We start from the raw sequence: 13,713 nt of genomic DNA on the forward strand, positions 1-13,713 counted from the left end.
GGATATGATATGATATAATGGTCTATGCTGACAACTCTGATTTTTGATTAATTATTTACTAATGGCTAAAAACAAAGAAGTTCACATTCTGGAAGTTGTCTTAGTCCCTAAAGAGGACTGTGATTCCCTGCTGGGTTTTAAGATTGATAGACCTCAAGCCGAAGCTAAACTTAACTCTGCGGAAATTGAATTTTCCGGTTGGGTATTGGGTAAAACTTTACCCGCTATTGCTGTGGAAATCCTACAGGGGGAAAAGATTGTTAAAACTATTTCCGTCAGTGATTCTCGTCCTGATGTCGCCAGGGTTTACCCTGACGCACCAAGCGCCAGTATTAGTGGCTTTAAAGAAATTATTGATTTGGGGGAATTTTCTGGGGAAAATGAACTCACTGTACAGGCTATTTTGCGGGATGATAGTATTGTTACTATCGGACAGGTGCGATTCCAAACTCCTGAATCGGCTCAAGTTTCCCAATCCCCAACTGTGATATCATCTGAAAAGCTGGAACGTGCTAGGGCGGATTTAGAGCGATCGCGTCAATTTTTGGAACAGGTAAAAGCCGACTTAGCCAAATACGAAGTTAACCCATAACCGCAGCTATATGGTCATCCCGCCTCTGGTAAACCCCTAGGAACCCAGACCGTTTGTTGATTAACCCCACCCACATCAACCTATGTTGGGTTCCACTTCCTTTCACCCCACCAACCCCGGATAATTAGAATTGTATGTGGTCGCCATATTGGGCGCGCAAACCCTCCCAGGCTTCTACCTGTCCTGGTTCATATTCTCCCGGTTTTCCCCATTGTAAAAAAGCACTTAAAGCTGGTTGATTTTCAGCATCTAAAAACCGAATCGCATAGGTAGTAAAATTCCCGCGCTTCGCTTCTCCCGTCTCAAATTTCACCGCTTTAATTTGGTCAATATTTAGGTGGAATTCAAACAAATCGCTGTGCATATTAGCATACATTCCTTTCGGAAGTTCTGCATAAAATAGCTTTTGAATTTTCCCCTTAACTTCCAGAACTGCAGCACTACTGGTCACAATTAAGCGCAAAGTTCCCAAACTTTCGCAAGACTCTAACAACTCTTTTAAATCAGCCATAGTTATTCTCAGCTATTACCTATCCAGTAATAGTCATTTATTTTTCATGTCGTTCATAGGCGGCGACAATGCGCTGAACCAGAGGATTCCGCACCACATCCGCCTGAGAAAACTCACAGAAAGCTATCCCTTCAATATTTTGCAGAATCTTGAGGGCAACTGTCAACCCCGAAGATTGATTTAGTGGTAGATCCGTCTGGGTAATATCACCCGTTACCACCATGCGCGATCGCGACCCTAAACGAGTCAGCACCATTTTCATTTGTCCGGGAGTCGTATTTTGCGCCTCATCAAGGATGATAAAGGAATTATTGAGAGTGCGTCCCCGCATATAAGCAATAGGCGCAACTTCAATCACTCCCCTTTCCATCAAATTAGCTGCTTTTTCTGGGTCTACCAACTCATAAATCGCATCATAAAGAGGTCGCAAATAGGGATTAACCTTTTGCTGCAAATCTCCCGGAAGGAAGCCTAGACGTTCCCCCGCTTCCACCGCTGGACGGGTAAGAATTAACCTTTCGTATTGGTCAGAAAGTAACGCCTGAAGCGCGATAATTGCTGCTAGATAAGTTTTACCAGTTCCCGCTGGTCCAATGCAAAAAGTTAAATCATGGGTGCGGATAGCTTGGATATATTGTCGCTGACGGAAAGTTTTAGCGCGTATATCCTGACCTCGGCGAGTTCTCGCTAAAACATCCTGCTGAAGTTCCCGCAGATTAGCTTCTTGGTGGGTATTAATAGCATGACGTGCGGTTAGAATATCGGGGTCTGTGATAGTTTTACCATTTTCCCAAAAAGGTTTGAGGGATTCTATCAAAACTCGGCACAATTCCACCTGTTTAGTCGTACCACTAATCAGCAAATCTTGACCCCGCAAAACTATCTGAGTTCCAGTTTGTTTAGACAGGGTTTTGAGATTATCTTCTTGATAACCCCCTAAAGCGATCGCACTTTCGATAGTAGGTAACTGAATCGTCAGTCGCTCAGTCATTCACGTAAAACTCCTGGGAGGGTTGGAAGCTCCGTGATTTATCGCGGAGAGGAAAACCGACTCAAGCAGCTTTAGCCGCCAGCACCCCCTTGCGGGGTGGAGGGGTATGGTTGCCCCTCCATGGAGCTATGGTTGGCTCCGACTCCCTTGCGGGGTAATGTTTGCTTCGCCAATGTTCAGAGTCGGTACTATCCAAATCGCACGTCCTTAACCCCTTAGAGATGTTTAACGATTCGGTTCTAGGGCCTGGAACTAGCACGCATTCCAGGGTAGGAACTTTAACTCTTGCTCTGAACGTAGCCAGTTAAGGCTTAGGCTGGTCAGCTACCTGAAAGGGGGGCACGAAGCCCCTGTGCTTCAGCCGGGGGTGCTGACCAAACATCATCTATACACCAGACAAATACAGGACAATCAATCAGGAAAGCGACAGACAGGCGTTCCTTGCGTCGCTTTCCTTAGCAACAGAAAACTATCCGTCTCTATGAATTGGTCCCCTAGGGGTAGATGGACGAGTTGGGCGGCTGGTACGTTTCGGAGACGGACGGTTTGCTGAAGCCCGAGGCGGACGACCTGGGGTAGGACTGTCTTCGTAAATATCTAAATACACCGATTCCCCCGCCACTCTAGCGATCGCAGATATAACATTACGAATCGCCTGGATATTATGTCCCGAACGACCATAAACACGGCCCTTATCTTCCGCCTCAAAAGCCAATCTCACCCAAATTTTGCGGTGAGCTGGCGATCGCTCACAATCAACCCGCAGCGCCTCTGGCGACCCCAAAAACGGGCTAATTAAGAATCGTACCAACTCCCCATAATTAGGATTGGCTGACAGGTTCTGGGATACTGGGTTCAGCGATGACTCCGGACTTGAGTTGTTCAAATACATTGGCTTTTTGCAGGATGTTACGCACAGTTCTAGTAGGTTGAGCCCCTTGTTTCAGCCGTCGAATAATAGCCGGGGTATCCAATCTAGTTTCATCCGTTCTGGGGTTATAAAAACCCAACTCTTCCAGAGGACGACCTTCACGACGCGACAGACTATCCATCGCCACAATCCGATAACTAGCTTCTCGTTTCTTACCGTAACGTTTCAATCTCAGTTTGATCATTTGGTTTTAATCAACTCTCCTTATGAATTTTAAGCTATTGTAGCAGTCTAGGACAGACTGACCAGCAAATCCGCCTCTCAATGGGGTAACTTAGTATTATAGCATTCCCAGAACCCGACAAAAGTCAACTCCCACAGTTAAAGCTGACCGAAACCCTTTTTCTTTTTGGCTTTCTTTTTCTTCTTCTTGCCGCCAGCCATACCCGGCATTCCCATACCCGGCATTCCCATACCCGGCATTCCCATACCCGGAAACTGACCCTTACCCATTTGTTGCATCAAGCTCCGCATCCGCTGAAAATCGCTCACCAAACGCATCACATCCTTTTCCGCATATCCAGCCCCTTTAGCCACCCGCTTACGTCTTGAGGGCGAATTTGACAGCAACTCAGGATTCTTCCGCTCCTCAATAGTCATAGAATTAATCATAGCCTCCGAGCGTTTAAGCTGGCTTTCCCCCGCGTCCAACTGCTCCTGAGAGATTTTATTCATCCCCGGAATGAGTTTAACCAACCCCCCCAAAGACCCCATATTTTTCATCAACCGGGTCTGCTTGAGAAAATCCGTGAAGTCAAACTTAGCCTCTAAAATCTTCTCCTGCATCTTCTCAGCATCGGCGATATCAAACTCTTCCTGAGCCTTTTCCACCAATGTGAGGATGTCACCCATACCCAAAATTCTGGATGCCATACGTTCCGGGTAAAAAGGTTGTAGGGCTTCTACCTTTTCCCCGACCCCGACAAACTTAATCGGAGCGCCGGAAACTCGCCGAATTGACAGAGCCGCGCCGCCGCGACTATCCCCGTCCATTTTAGTGAGGATAGCACCAGTAATGCCAATTCGGTCATTAAAGGTCTGAGTCAGGGTAGCTGCTTCCTGACCCGTCATGGCATCAACTACTAACAAGGTCTCGTGAGGTTGAACCGTCTCCTTTATTTGAGCCAGTTCCGCCATCATATTCTGGTCAATTTGTAACCGACCAGCCGTATCAATGATAATTGTATCAATACCCTGGGCTTTGCCGTACTCAATACCCTGGCGAGCAATTTCTACCGGGTCGGCATCTTTCCCTAACTCGAATACGGGAACATTTATCTGTTTCCCCAGAGTCATTAACTGGTCAATAGCTGCTGGTCGGTAAACGTCCGTAGCTACTAACAGGCTGCTGCGATTCTCTTTTTGTAGGTGCAAGGCTAACTTAGCGGAAGCTGTGGTTTTACCTGTACCCTGCAAACCTGCCATTAACACGATGGTTGGTGGTTGTTGGGCTTCAGCCAGGGGAACATTGCTTTCCCCCATGACTTTCACTAACTCATCGTGAACAATTTTGATAAACTGTTGACCGGGTTTCACGCCGGATACTACTTGCGAACCCTGGGCTTGAACGCCAACCTCTTTGATAAAATCTTTAACTACCATCAGGTTAACGTCGGCTTCCAATAGGGCGCGACGAACTTCTTTCAGAGCTTCCTGGATATTGGATTCTGTAATTTTGTCCTGACCCCGGAGTTTTTTCCAGGCGGACTCTAAACGTTCAGAAAGGGCATCGAACATAAATAATAATGCTTTAGTGAAAGGTTCTGGCTGCTATAATTTTGGCCATGGGGCGATCGCATTTTACCACAGCAACCTAACGAAAAATGTCTCCCTCCCCGAACGCACCTCCAATCAGGCGAGTAATTGGGCAGGATATCCGGTTAAGGCTATGGCGGGCGATCGCATTTAATGCCGTATTTTTGGCAAAAACTCCCCGGGTAGGATTCTGAACCTACGACCAATCGGTTAACAGCCGACCGCTCTACCACTGAGCTACCGAGGAAAGTGGGTTGTGGTTGTCTTAGCCACAGTTAACTATAGTAACCCAGTGGTAAAATTTTGTCAAGCATTTTGCTCAAATTTATTTTAGCCCCATCCGCAACTGATCCAAACGCCTTTGAGACTCAGGATCTAGGGAACTGTCAAGAAAGCGACTCCTCGATCGCTTAGGAGTTTGGTGGCGACGTTGGCGCTGTCGATTAGAAGCCTCAACCGCTTCGGATAACTGCATTGCAGACATCCATTCTGCACCGTAGCCCATCACAGTTAACTGTTGTGCGCGGTCTGAGGTAGCCACCAGCAACCGTCGCCGTGATAGTCGCAACTTATGACACAGGGAGGCACACATTTTTTCTATATAAGTGTCAGCAGTTTGACCATAACCTGTATAGTGAATCAACAGATTACGACTGATCTTTTCACTGACACCGGGAGTATTCTGATAGTGAGCATCGAAGACAATGCGAGCATCGAGACCTTCAAAAGCACTGTAGTTAATCAGAGTTTCGATCAGATGTCGCCGGGCTGACTCCATGCTTTCCCCGTCGCGCTTTTGTTGTAAACGGGGCCAGATTCCGATGATGTTATAACCGTCTACAAACAGGACGGCATTGGTTAAAGGGCGTGACATGATTTATTACTGCAAAGCTCATATTGAACAGTGGACAATTTTTGCTTAGTTTCAATAATGGCATTTTTTTCGTTAGGTAGGATGAAAAAATCAAGGTCCAAAATCTAGGTTTGATGATTTTGCATCAATCGCCGTTTCAGGGGTTCAGGGTTTCCCTGAGCCACCACACGGCCGTTTTCCAACAAAAAAGCACCATCGCTGTAGTCAAGTTCATCGAGGCGGTGTGTCACCCAGAGGGCGGTAATGCCGCGATTTTTGACTAAATGGCGAACTTGAATAACCAGGTCTCGCTGACTGTCTGGGTCTAGTAGGGCGGTGGGTTCATCGAAAAGTAGGACTTCACAATGTCTAGCGATCGCACCGGCGATCGCGATCCGTTGTTTTTGTCCTCCGCTGAGGGCATAAATAGGGCGGCGCTGCAATTCCAGCAATTTCACCGCCACCAAAGCATCCTCAACCCGTCGCCTAACTTCCACTAGGGGGAGGCGATCTTCCACCAAACCAAAGGCCACATCTGCCCCCACAGTAGGCATAACCAATTGGTGATCGGGATTTTGGAAGACAAACCCCACCCGTCCCTTAATGTTAATCTCACCGGACTGGGACTTCAGCAGTCCAGCTAGTAGCCGCAACAGGGTTGATTTCCCGCTGCCATTCGTACCAAGTAACATCCAAAATTCCCCAGCGGGGACGGCTAGGGAACAAGAAGTCAGGACTCTAGCACCTCCCGACCATTGAAAGTTCAGGTTTTTGACTTCAATAGCCGGTAGGGGTGTTTGGGGTTGGGGAGATTGGCTCATTCTGTTAAGGCTACAAATCCCGGAGATCTACCTGTAGCTGTGGTCCCCGATTTTTCGGAAATCTGCACAGCCGAAATTTCGCTGCTGAGGACAGCTACTTTTTTATCGGTCATTTTCTCGCAGGTTAACTCCAACAGTTGCCGATGGTCCGAACGCATCATGTCTAGTACCTGGTTATAGACCCCCATAGCGTCCTCTTGGGTCTTTCTTTGTACCGATAGGGGAACCGGGACATATTTAACGATGATGTCAATGGTGAACATAGAAAAGTCTTAAAAAAAGGTTAAGTTTAACACCGACTCTCATCAGTATGTCAGATATCGGCACTGTCTGGTTAACATCACAGCCCTTAAATCCCAATATATCCGGCGATCGCATCACTTCTGGGGCTTAGGGCTGACCCACACTAGGACCCTCGCCATTAATTTTATTCTGGAACTTGCCAATCTGAGAATTTATGTTTATACTGTTAAGATAGGTAAAGAAAAGTTAACGGCATCGATCATATCCCTAACTTTCTGTTAAGAACGGGAAGCTAGATTTTAAAATAGAGTGCAGTTGGCTGATTTACTGGAAATCATAATTTATTCGGAGATTTGGGTTTATGACAATAGCAGTCGAACGCCCTCAAGTCACCAGAGGATGGTTTGATGTCCTCGATGACTGGCTGAAGCGCGATCGCTTTGTATTCGTAGGATGGTCTGGTATCCTGCTTTTCCCCTGTGCCTATCTATCTATCGGCGGATGGCTCACCGGAACTACCTTTGTTACCTCTTGGTACACTCACGGACTCGCCAGTTCCTACCTCGAAGGCTGCAACTTCCTGACCGCTGCCGTCAGCACCCCCGCCAACAGTCTGGGTCACTCCCTGCTGTTCCTGTGGGGTCCCGAAGCTCAGTGGGACTTTACCCGCTGGTGTCAATTAGGGGGTTTATGGGCTTTTGTAGCTCTACACGGAGCTTTCGCGCTGATTGGGTTCTGCCTGCGTCAGTTAGAAATCGCCCGGTTAGTTGGCATTCGTCCTTATAATGCGATCGCTTTCACCGGTCCTATTGCCGTGTTCGTGAGCGTATTCTTAATGTACCCCTTGGGTCAATCTGGATGGTTCTTTGCTCCCAGCTTTGGTGTAGCAGGCATCTTCCGGTTTATCCTATTCTTCCAAGGATTCCACAACTGGACGCTCAACCCCTTCCACATGATGGGAGTTGCCGGCATCCTGGGTGGTGCGCTACTCTGTGCTATTCACGGTGCTACAGTAGAAAACACCCTGTTTGAAGACGGAGAAGGATCTAACACCTTCCGTGCTTTTGAACCCACCCAAGCCGAAGAAACCTACTCCATGGTGACAGCTAACCGCTTCTGGTCTCAGATTTTCGGTATTGCTTTTTCCAACAAACGCTGGTTACACTTCTTCATGCTGTTTGTTCCTGTAACAGGGCTGTGGATGTGTTCCATCGGTGTAGTAGGTCTAGCTTTGAACCTGCGTGCTTATGACTTCGTGTCACAAGAATTGCGCGCGGCAGAAGATCCTGAGTTTGAAACCTTCTATACTAAGAACATTCTACTTAACGAAGGTATTCGCGCTTGGATGGCTCCAGCCGATCAACCTCACCAAAACTTTGTATTCCCCGAAGAAGTTCTACCTCGCGGTAACGCTCTGTAATCTGGGACTACTCACATAACCACCAATTAACCCCCTTTCCTCAACGGATTGGGGGTTTTGGTTTGATTTTGATTTTATGGGTTCAAAAGGCTTCTGATGGTTTCGATCCGATCGCGATTAACTCCCAAATCTGACTCTCCGAGTCGGGATGCCGATCGCACTTGAATCACCCCCGCCTCATCATCCAAATAAAATTCTACATCATCCACAAAGCCCATAATCGCCGAGGTAAATTCGGCATTAAGATAATGGTCATCCGCCGTCACGATTTTGGCGTTGTCCATACTCTCCACCACTTGTTTGATTTGAGCGAATGCTTCCTCCCCAGAGGTGGAATAGGTGAAAGGTTCGATATAGTGAACCCCGTCCTGGCTTTGGGTGGAAACGCAGTTAGGGGAAGCAGGACAATCGGAAAGATAGCCGTCGTGTACTCCTAGGTTATCGGGTCGCTTTCCTGAGAAGGAAAACAGACTCCCTAGGACGCTGGGATGGGTAGGCGCAGCCACCGCGACGGTTTCCCCCCCAAAATATCCAACCAGTCCCAACCATAAGGCGATCGCCATCGGTAGTAATTTCTTGTGCAAGAATCTTAGGGGCGAAATCTGCATATATATAACTCTCCCGTTAAATTGATTGATATCGATACTTCCCCGATTCTATCCCAGGAGGCGATCGCCCTGTAGCGCGACGGGGGAGGAATAGGTAATCATCAATTACTTAGAAGCCGGGAGTTTCAACCTCATCCTGCCGGAACTAACCGAGTCACTTTTAGGCGAAAATTTCCGCCTCTTCTTTCCCCAAAGGCGCGAACTCTCACAATATAATCCCCTCCCTCCATAATGCGAGCAAACAGGAGAGAGTTGGTTGTCCCGTCCGGGCCGTCGTCATTTTCTGCGATCGCTATACCATCATCCGATAACAACACCACCACAGTATCAAATTCATCCGACATCAGCTCAATCATCACTTGTTCATTGTTTTGGAGACGGACGCGATAATCCCGTAAAAAGCCTCCATCTCCTATGGGAATATCTCCTTCCGAGAGGATGTCCTCTACCACCTCACCCGGAACGATGGAAATGGGTTGATACATCACCTGTTGCGCTCGCACCGGACCTGTTGCCAGTGCTAATGTACAAGCCGTGAGACTCGCCAGTAAACTTGAAGACCAAGAGGAAATAGACGGGTTTTGCATATACATAGTTTAGAGTTACCGTGAAAATAAAACCCTTTTATGAGAATCTGTGCCTGGCGCGCTGAAAACTTTTCCAGTTGCGACAAACCTCGCCCTATGACTCCCTGACCGAAAACTAGAAACCAACCATTAGCCCGGTTTTTGCCTCGCCCGGACTATATATGGCGGCACAGTTTCCCATGGTGTTATATTACCTCAAATTTACCCGGAAGTCAAGCCCCCATCCCCAAAAATTTCCGCGACTGGCGACGCACCTTTCCCTCATTGGCGATTATGTAGAGGCGATTATGTAGAGCGATCGCTTATATATATGGCGGCACAGTTTCCCATGGTGTTATATTACGTCAAATTTCCCCCGAAGTCAAGCCCCCATCCCCACAAATTTCCGCACCCGTCAACGCCCTCTTTACCCTGCATAAAAACCCGTGCCAGAATCGATATAACAGTGTTAGCAGATTCGGGAGAGAGCAAATCTCCGAGGAGTTGGGAAGATGGCAACAACCTTAGCACAGGTGGCGGGTTTTCTGGATAACCGCCGATGGCACTACCACAGCGACACCGACCGAAATCGCATCATTACCGGTGTCGTGTCCGAACAAGTCGAGAATTTCACGATTGTCATTCAACTACAGGAAGACGGGGAATATTTAGCCCTGTTTGCGCCGCAACTCTTGTACCTCAAAGACCACGTATATAAGGGGGTGGCATTTCAGACAAGCCTTCCTGTTGATCCATCTTCTCAAAATATTCGATGACCTCAATTCCCAGAGAAATAGTGACTTGTTTTTTTAAGGGTTCGGCAAAAGGATTGGGTCTCCTTTTCATTTGGGAAAGCGGATATTCCGGTTCCATGAGTTTATCTCCGATATTCTTGGCTATGCGGTGCGTCAGATGACGCACCCTACGAGGGTGATAATTATTAATTATTAATTGTAGGGGCGGGTTCTGCGGTCAATTTTCCCTCCCAACGAGGATATTAATAAACCCGCCCCCAAACCCGCCGCCGTCAACGGTCAATTTTCCCTCTCCCACGGCTGAGAAACCGGGTTTCTTGATTTCGGCGGTCAAACCCCGGTTTTTTCAACAGGACCATGCGGTGCGTCAGGTGACGCACCCTACGAGGGTGATAATTATTAATTATTAATTGTAGGGGCGGGTTCTGCGGTCAATTTTCCCTCCCAACGAGGATATTAATAAACCCGCCCCCGCCAACGGTTGATAAACCGGGTTTTCAACAGGACTATGCGGTGCGTCAGGTGACGCACCCTACGGTTGCTGAGAAACCGGGTTTCTTGATTTCGGCGGTCAAACCCCGGTTTTTAATTAGCCGTTTACCCGATGGGTTATCCCCCACAGGCATATATATGCGCCCACCTTTTCCCATGATGTTATGATATGTCAAGTTCTCCTAAAAGTCAACCCCTAATTAGGAGAAATTTTGGGGGGATTAAGAAGATTATGGAAAGTGCGATCGCACTGGGGGAAATGTGGGATAATGTCAGGAGGTCTACCGAGTTGATAAATGTGGCAATGACACGAGATTCTAAATGTCCCGATAAGGAAGTAAAAGAGATTTTGCGCCGATCGCTAAAAACCTAATCGGTGAAAGAACGTAAACGCCTACGACGGGAGGCGATGCGAATGATGATGATAGCTGCACCGGAACACTGTTTGTGGAAGGGAGAACCGCCACAATATCGCGATGATTTGATATATATTGAAGCGACGGCGGCGGCTTGGGATTATATCGATCGCAAAATTCATGGAAATGTCCGGGGTGGCGAAGTTTATGACCCGGATATTGACAAGGCTGCTAGTCCCTTCACTCTCTGGAATATTCGCTGTAAAGGGGAGTATAAAAACCTCCTAAAAAAACGCAGACAGTTAATCGATGATAATCCCCCCACACCAGATCCGGAAACACCTGACAATATTTAAAATTAACCGCAGCCGTCGGTAGATATTCCTCGGTTACAACGTATTCGCCGAGAAATTGAAAATGACCCTACGGGGGAGTTAAGGAGTTCTTTTGTACGCCAAACCCCACCGCCGCTGATTACGGTTCAAGATGCTTTATTGTTCATTTATGATTGCGTGTCTCGCGGGGAAAAATACACCCTAAAATTGGTGGCGGAACATTTTAATATCCCGTCTGGGTCGGTCAACGGGGCGAATACCAAAATCAAGCGCCTGTTGAAAAAAATGGGCGATCGCCTATCTCAGGAACTAGATTGAGATGATGGGGATATTTACCCTGAAACAAGCTGTTAACAAGAGGATTATTTAAGCATCATGAACACTCAAGAATTATTCGGTCAACTGATTCCGATACCCCCGCAAATCACCGAGTATTTACAAAGGGTTTCCGGTGACATTTAACCCTCCCAATTCCCAGAGATTGCCGAAAGAGCGATCGCTGTTTGGGTGGTGCATCGATATCTAAAAAGGTTCGATTATCAATCGGATTTCCGCAGCAGTAGCGCCTGGAATATCGCCGCCCAGGTTTTGACCGATTGGGGGGATTTGGAAATCTGGGAAGAAGGGGAAAGTTTGGGCATTGTGGAATGTATCCCCCTCCCAGCGAATGCGGAAAGTTTGGAGATTCCCGAAGGTGCCGTAATAAGCGATCGCATAGCCTATATTGCAGTAGAAATTAACCCGCCCCAAACCTGGGGAAAAATTGTCGGATTTACCCCCGCCCTAGAAACAGAATATCCCGAATTGAGTATCGATCGCGAAGACCTGTTAGAATGCGATCGACTGTTGGATTTATTGGAACTCGCCGAACCCCTCGCCGACCCGTCCCGATTTGCCGAATTAGAGTCCTATTGGTCGGGTTTGGGTGAATGGTCTGCGGAAGCACGCCAAGCAGTTGTCGCCCAACTGGAAAGAGCCTTATTATTGGAAACCATGGAACCCCTACAAGTGGAGTCCGCCGCCCAGGAAGTAGAAGCGTTAATCGCCCAATCTGTAGCGGAGTCAGGGCGAGAATTGGCAGTGCGAGAAAATGCCGAAGATGAGTCTCGCCAAGAACTGCGATCGATTTTGCGGCGGTTATTCGAGTCATTGCGGGGAGCAGAAGATTAATCACCAGCCCCCCTACCCCCAAGGGATGGCAAGGCTCTAGGAGCCTCCTGGGGCTTGTTGGTGGCGATCGCGGTTGAGGGTGCAACCTGCCCCTGCATAAAAAATCACGATTTCCCAGTTAGTTATCTAGGGGGGTTCTCCCCAAATATAACTATCGAATTGCAGGCACAATCATGGAACATATAGCCAACATTCTGCCCAACGTGATTCCCCATATCAACACCGCCCAAAACGGCTTATATCCCCTGGTAGAAAATGCGATCTTCACCTCTGCTATCAGCCTAGACCGCCTACCCTACGCCGTCCGCTGGCACATTCCGGCTAAGAAATATTCCCAGGCGAAAGGCTGGCTGGAAGAACTGACCCGACCCGCCGGAGGCCACAACGCGACGTTTTCCCATGGCAATTGGTGGAGTCCGGTCACCAAAACTTGGGTGGGAGAACCGATAGTTTTGGTAAAATCTTACATGACGGCTGCAGTGTTGGAGCAACACCTAGGGGCAATGCTGCGGGGTTCTTATCGCATGGGTCGCACACTGGGAGAAGAAGCGATCGCTTTGGAAATTCTCAGCCATAACATCATGCTAGTCATTCCCACAGATACTCGGATATCCCCTTGACTCCCGACCGCTGTAGCCGGTCATTCTCCTGTAAAGAAGCAGAAGCCCGCACCTATCCTAACCGGTGGGTGTCGGGAGTCTGTCATCGTATGCCAATTTTTCGATAAGATGAGAACTATAGACCGACAGTGAAACCGGAAGCAGAGACCATGGCTAAAACCGTTGCCGATGTAATGACCCCTAATCCCCTTGTGATTAGTCCTGATGCGCCCCTGGCTGATGCGATCGCCCTACTAGCCCAGAACCGAATTGGAGGGCTTCCCGTGATGGATAACACGGGTAAATTGGTGGGCTTTATCTCAGAAACTGATATTATCTGGCAGCAAAGTGGCGTGACCCCACCAGCCTACATCACTATTCTCGACAGTGTGATTTATCTGGAAAATCCCTCTCGCTACGAAAAAGAACTACATAAAGCCCTAGGTCAAACCGTGGGAGACGTGATGAGTAACGGACCCATGATCACCATTAAACCAGATTGCTCTCTGTCAGAAGCAGCCCGGTTGATGAACCAAAAGCAAGTGCATCGGCTGCCAGTTTTGGATGAATCAAAAAAATTAATCGGTATTTTGACCTGTGGGGATATTATCCGAGTCATGGCTATGGGTACTGATGACGACTAAAGCACATCGGTTTCCCCAGTTGTTGTGAGTTTTCTCTCATCGCCGAATAAGATGGGAATAGTCCTTAAAGG

At 47.9% G+C, this 13,713-nt stretch carries 20 protein-coding genes, 1 tRNA gene and 1 pseudogene; 11 read left to right on the top strand and 11 right to left on the bottom strand.

Features of this window, described 5'->3' with window-relative positions; translation table 11 throughout:
- Positions 1-61 precede the first annotated feature (61 nt).
- Positions 62-592, top strand: a complete 531-nt coding sequence (locus NLZ44_RS07790) for a sulfotransferase (protein ID WP_493752401.1) — start codon at positions 62-64, stop codon at positions 590-592.
- Positions 593-716: 124 nt separating this feature from the next.
- On the opposite strand, the gene NLZ44_RS07795 is transcribed toward NLZ44_RS07790, so the two are convergent.
- Entirely contained in the window at positions 717-1,103 is a 387-nt protein-coding gene (locus NLZ44_RS07795; RefSeq protein WP_006620984.1) for a ChuX/HutX family heme-like substrate-binding protein, read from the bottom strand.
- 37 nt (positions 1,104-1,140) lie between these two features.
- The gene (locus tag NLZ44_RS07800; RefSeq protein WP_006620985.1) at positions 1,141-2,094 is read right to left on the bottom strand and encodes a PhoH family protein; all 954 of its coding nucleotides are present in this window, start codon (positions 2,092-2,094) and stop codon (positions 1,141-1,143) included.
- Here NLZ44_RS07800 and NLZ44_RS07805 point away from each other — a divergent pair.
- Positions 2,071-2,252: pseudogene (locus NLZ44_RS07805) on the top strand (hypothetical protein). The gene NLZ44_RS07800 and the pseudogene NLZ44_RS07805 sit on opposite strands and share 24 nt — an antisense overlap.
- Before the next feature lie 311 nt (positions 2,253-2,563).
- Here NLZ44_RS07805 and NLZ44_RS07810 read toward each other — a convergent pair.
- From NLZ44_RS07810 to ffh, 3 genes are all read right to left on the bottom strand, one after another.
- The gene (locus tag NLZ44_RS07810; RefSeq protein WP_493752402.1) at positions 2,564-2,905 is read right to left on the bottom strand and encodes a KH domain-containing protein; all 342 of its coding nucleotides are present in this window, start codon (positions 2,903-2,905) and stop codon (positions 2,564-2,566) included.
- A gap of 10 nt (positions 2,906-2,915) precedes the next feature.
- Entirely contained in the window at positions 2,916-3,209 is a 294-nt protein-coding gene (rpsP, locus tag NLZ44_RS07815) for a 30S ribosomal protein S16 (protein ID WP_008055729.1), read from the bottom strand.
- Between the two features lie 137 nt (positions 3,210-3,346).
- The gene (gene ffh, locus NLZ44_RS07820; protein WP_006620988.1) at positions 3,347-4,762 is read right to left on the bottom strand and encodes a signal recognition particle protein; all 1,416 of its coding nucleotides are present in this window, start codon (positions 4,760-4,762) and stop codon (positions 3,347-3,349) included.
- Between the two features lie 16 nt (positions 4,763-4,778).
- Here ffh and NLZ44_RS07825 point away from each other — a divergent pair, with 16 nt between their 5' ends.
- A complete protein-coding gene (locus NLZ44_RS07825; protein WP_006620989.1) occupies positions 4,779-4,934 on the top strand; it encodes a hypothetical protein in 156 nt (51 codons plus the stop codon).
- 20 nt (positions 4,935-4,954) lie between these two features.
- Here NLZ44_RS07825 and NLZ44_RS07830 read toward each other — a convergent pair.
- From NLZ44_RS07830 to NLZ44_RS07845, 4 genes are all read right to left on the bottom strand, one after another.
- Positions 4,955-5,027 (bottom strand) — tRNA-Asn (locus NLZ44_RS07830).
- Between the two features lie 78 nt (positions 5,028-5,105).
- On the bottom strand, positions 5,106-5,654 hold the full coding sequence (locus tag NLZ44_RS07835) for an NYN domain-containing protein (protein ID WP_006620990.1): 549 nt from the start codon (positions 5,652-5,654) through the stop codon (positions 5,106-5,108).
- A 104-nt stretch (positions 5,655-5,758) separates the two neighbouring features.
- Entirely contained in the window at positions 5,759-6,454 is a 696-nt protein-coding gene (locus tag NLZ44_RS07840) for an energy-coupling factor ABC transporter ATP-binding protein (RefSeq protein ID WP_493752403.1), read from the bottom strand.
- Positions 6,451-6,717, bottom strand: a complete 267-nt coding sequence (locus NLZ44_RS07845) for a UPF0367 protein family (protein ID WP_369299394.1) — start codon at positions 6,715-6,717, stop codon at positions 6,451-6,453. Before NLZ44_RS07845 ends, NLZ44_RS07840 begins: the two co-directional genes overlap by 4 nt.
- 341 nt (positions 6,718-7,058) lie before the next feature.
- Between NLZ44_RS07845 and psbD the strand changes: the two genes are divergently transcribed.
- Positions 7,059-8,117 carry a photosystem II D2 protein (photosystem q(a) protein) gene (psbD, locus tag NLZ44_RS07850; RefSeq protein WP_006617906.1) on the top strand — a complete coding sequence of 353 codons (1,059 nt, stop codon included), beginning with the start codon at positions 7,059-7,061 and terminating at the stop codon, positions 8,115-8,117.
- 74 nt (positions 8,118-8,191) lie between these two features.
- Here the strand turns inward: psbD and NLZ44_RS07855 are convergent, their stop codons facing one another.
- Both NLZ44_RS07855 and NLZ44_RS07860 read right to left on the bottom strand, forming a co-directional pair.
- Entirely contained in the window at positions 8,192-8,725 is a 534-nt protein-coding gene (locus tag NLZ44_RS07855; protein ID WP_006670297.1) for a DUF1499 domain-containing protein, read from the bottom strand.
- Between the two features lie 131 nt (positions 8,726-8,856).
- A complete protein-coding gene (locus tag NLZ44_RS07860) occupies positions 8,857-9,318 on the bottom strand; it encodes a peptidase (protein WP_493752404.1) in 462 nt (153 codons plus the stop codon).
- A 485-nt stretch (positions 9,319-9,803) separates the two neighbouring features.
- Here NLZ44_RS07860 and NLZ44_RS07865 point away from each other — a divergent pair, with 485 nt between their 5' ends.
- The 7 genes from NLZ44_RS07865 (at position 9,804) to NLZ44_RS07895 (ending at position 13,642) form a co-directional block, all read left to right on the top strand.
- On the top strand, positions 9,804-10,067 hold the full coding sequence (locus tag NLZ44_RS07865; RefSeq protein WP_493752405.1) for a hypothetical protein: 264 nt from the start codon (positions 9,804-9,806) through the stop codon (positions 10,065-10,067).
- A gap of 640 nt (positions 10,068-10,707) precedes the next feature.
- Entirely contained in the window at positions 10,708-10,911 is a 204-nt protein-coding gene (locus tag NLZ44_RS07870; protein ID WP_493752406.1) for a hypothetical protein, read from the top strand.
- Positions 10,912-10,914: 3 nt separating this feature from the next.
- A complete protein-coding gene (locus tag NLZ44_RS07875) occupies positions 10,915-11,250 on the top strand; it encodes a hypothetical protein (protein ID WP_493752407.1) in 336 nt (111 codons plus the stop codon).
- Positions 11,251-11,388: 138 nt separating this feature from the next.
- Positions 11,389-11,547, top strand: coding sequence for a hypothetical protein (locus tag NLZ44_RS07880; protein WP_493752408.1), 159 nt, complete (start codon positions 11,389-11,391; stop codon positions 11,545-11,547).
- Between the two features lie 192 nt (positions 11,548-11,739).
- The gene (locus tag NLZ44_RS07885; RefSeq protein WP_493752409.1) at positions 11,740-12,399 is read left to right on the top strand and encodes a DUF1822 family protein; all 660 of its coding nucleotides are present in this window, start codon (positions 11,740-11,742) and stop codon (positions 12,397-12,399) included.
- Positions 12,400-12,572: 173 nt separating this feature from the next.
- Complete coding sequence (locus NLZ44_RS07890) at positions 12,573-13,019, top strand: hypothetical protein (RefSeq protein ID WP_111892756.1); 447 nt, start codon at positions 12,573-12,575, stop codon at positions 13,017-13,019.
- Positions 13,020-13,168: 149 nt separating this feature from the next.
- The gene (locus tag NLZ44_RS07895) at positions 13,169-13,642 is read left to right on the top strand and encodes a CBS domain-containing protein (RefSeq protein ID WP_315640476.1); all 474 of its coding nucleotides are present in this window, start codon (positions 13,169-13,171) and stop codon (positions 13,640-13,642) included.
- The last annotated feature ends 71 nt before the right edge of the window (positions 13,643-13,713 follow it).

This window comes from Arthrospira sp. PCC 9901, from assembly GCF_059013425.1.

Excerpts from the sequence above, each read along its gene's own strand:
- NLZ44_RS07790 (WP_493752401.1), top strand. The coding sequence starts at position 62 with ATGGCTAAAAACAAAGAAGTTCACATTCTGGAAGTTGTCTTAGTCCCT.
- NLZ44_RS07795 (WP_006620984.1), bottom strand. The coding sequence starts at position 1,103 with ATGGCTGATTTAAAAGAGTTGTTAGAGTCTTGCGAAAGTTTGGGAACT.
- NLZ44_RS07800 (WP_006620985.1), bottom strand. The coding sequence starts at position 2,094 with ATGACTGAGCGACTGACGATTCAGTTACCTACTATCGAAAGTGCGATC.
- rpsP (WP_008055729.1), bottom strand. The coding sequence starts at position 3,209 with ATGATCAAACTGAGATTGAAACGTTACGGTAAGAAACGAGAAGCTAGT.
- ffh (WP_006620988.1), bottom strand. The coding sequence starts at position 4,762 with ATGTTCGATGCCCTTTCTGAACGTTTAGAGTCCGCCTGGAAAAAACTC.
- NLZ44_RS07835 (WP_006620990.1), bottom strand. The coding sequence starts at position 5,654 with ATGTCACGCCCTTTAACCAATGCCGTCCTGTTTGTAGACGGTTATAAC.
- NLZ44_RS07840 (WP_493752403.1), bottom strand. The coding sequence starts at position 6,454 with ATGAGCCAATCTCCCCAACCCCAAACACCCCTACCGGCTATTGAAGTC.
- NLZ44_RS07845 (WP_369299394.1), bottom strand. The coding sequence starts at position 6,717 with ATGTTCACCATTGACATCATCGTTAAATATGTCCCGGTTCCCCTATCG.
- psbD (WP_006617906.1), top strand. The coding sequence starts at position 7,059 with ATGACAATAGCAGTCGAACGCCCTCAAGTCACCAGAGGATGGTTTGAT.
- NLZ44_RS07855 (WP_006670297.1), bottom strand. The coding sequence starts at position 8,725 with ATGCAGATTTCGCCCCTAAGATTCTTGCACAAGAAATTACTACCGATG.
- NLZ44_RS07860 (WP_493752404.1), bottom strand. The coding sequence starts at position 9,318 with ATGTATATGCAAAACCCGTCTATTTCCTCTTGGTCTTCAAGTTTACTG.
- NLZ44_RS07865 (WP_493752405.1), top strand. The coding sequence starts at position 9,804 with ATGGCAACAACCTTAGCACAGGTGGCGGGTTTTCTGGATAACCGCCGA.
- NLZ44_RS07870 (WP_493752406.1), top strand. The coding sequence starts at position 10,708 with ATGTCAAGTTCTCCTAAAAGTCAACCCCTAATTAGGAGAAATTTTGGG.
- NLZ44_RS07890 (WP_111892756.1), top strand. The coding sequence starts at position 12,573 with ATGGAACATATAGCCAACATTCTGCCCAACGTGATTCCCCATATCAAC.
- NLZ44_RS07895 (WP_315640476.1), top strand. The coding sequence starts at position 13,169 with ATGGCTAAAACCGTTGCCGATGTAATGACCCCTAATCCCCTTGTGATT.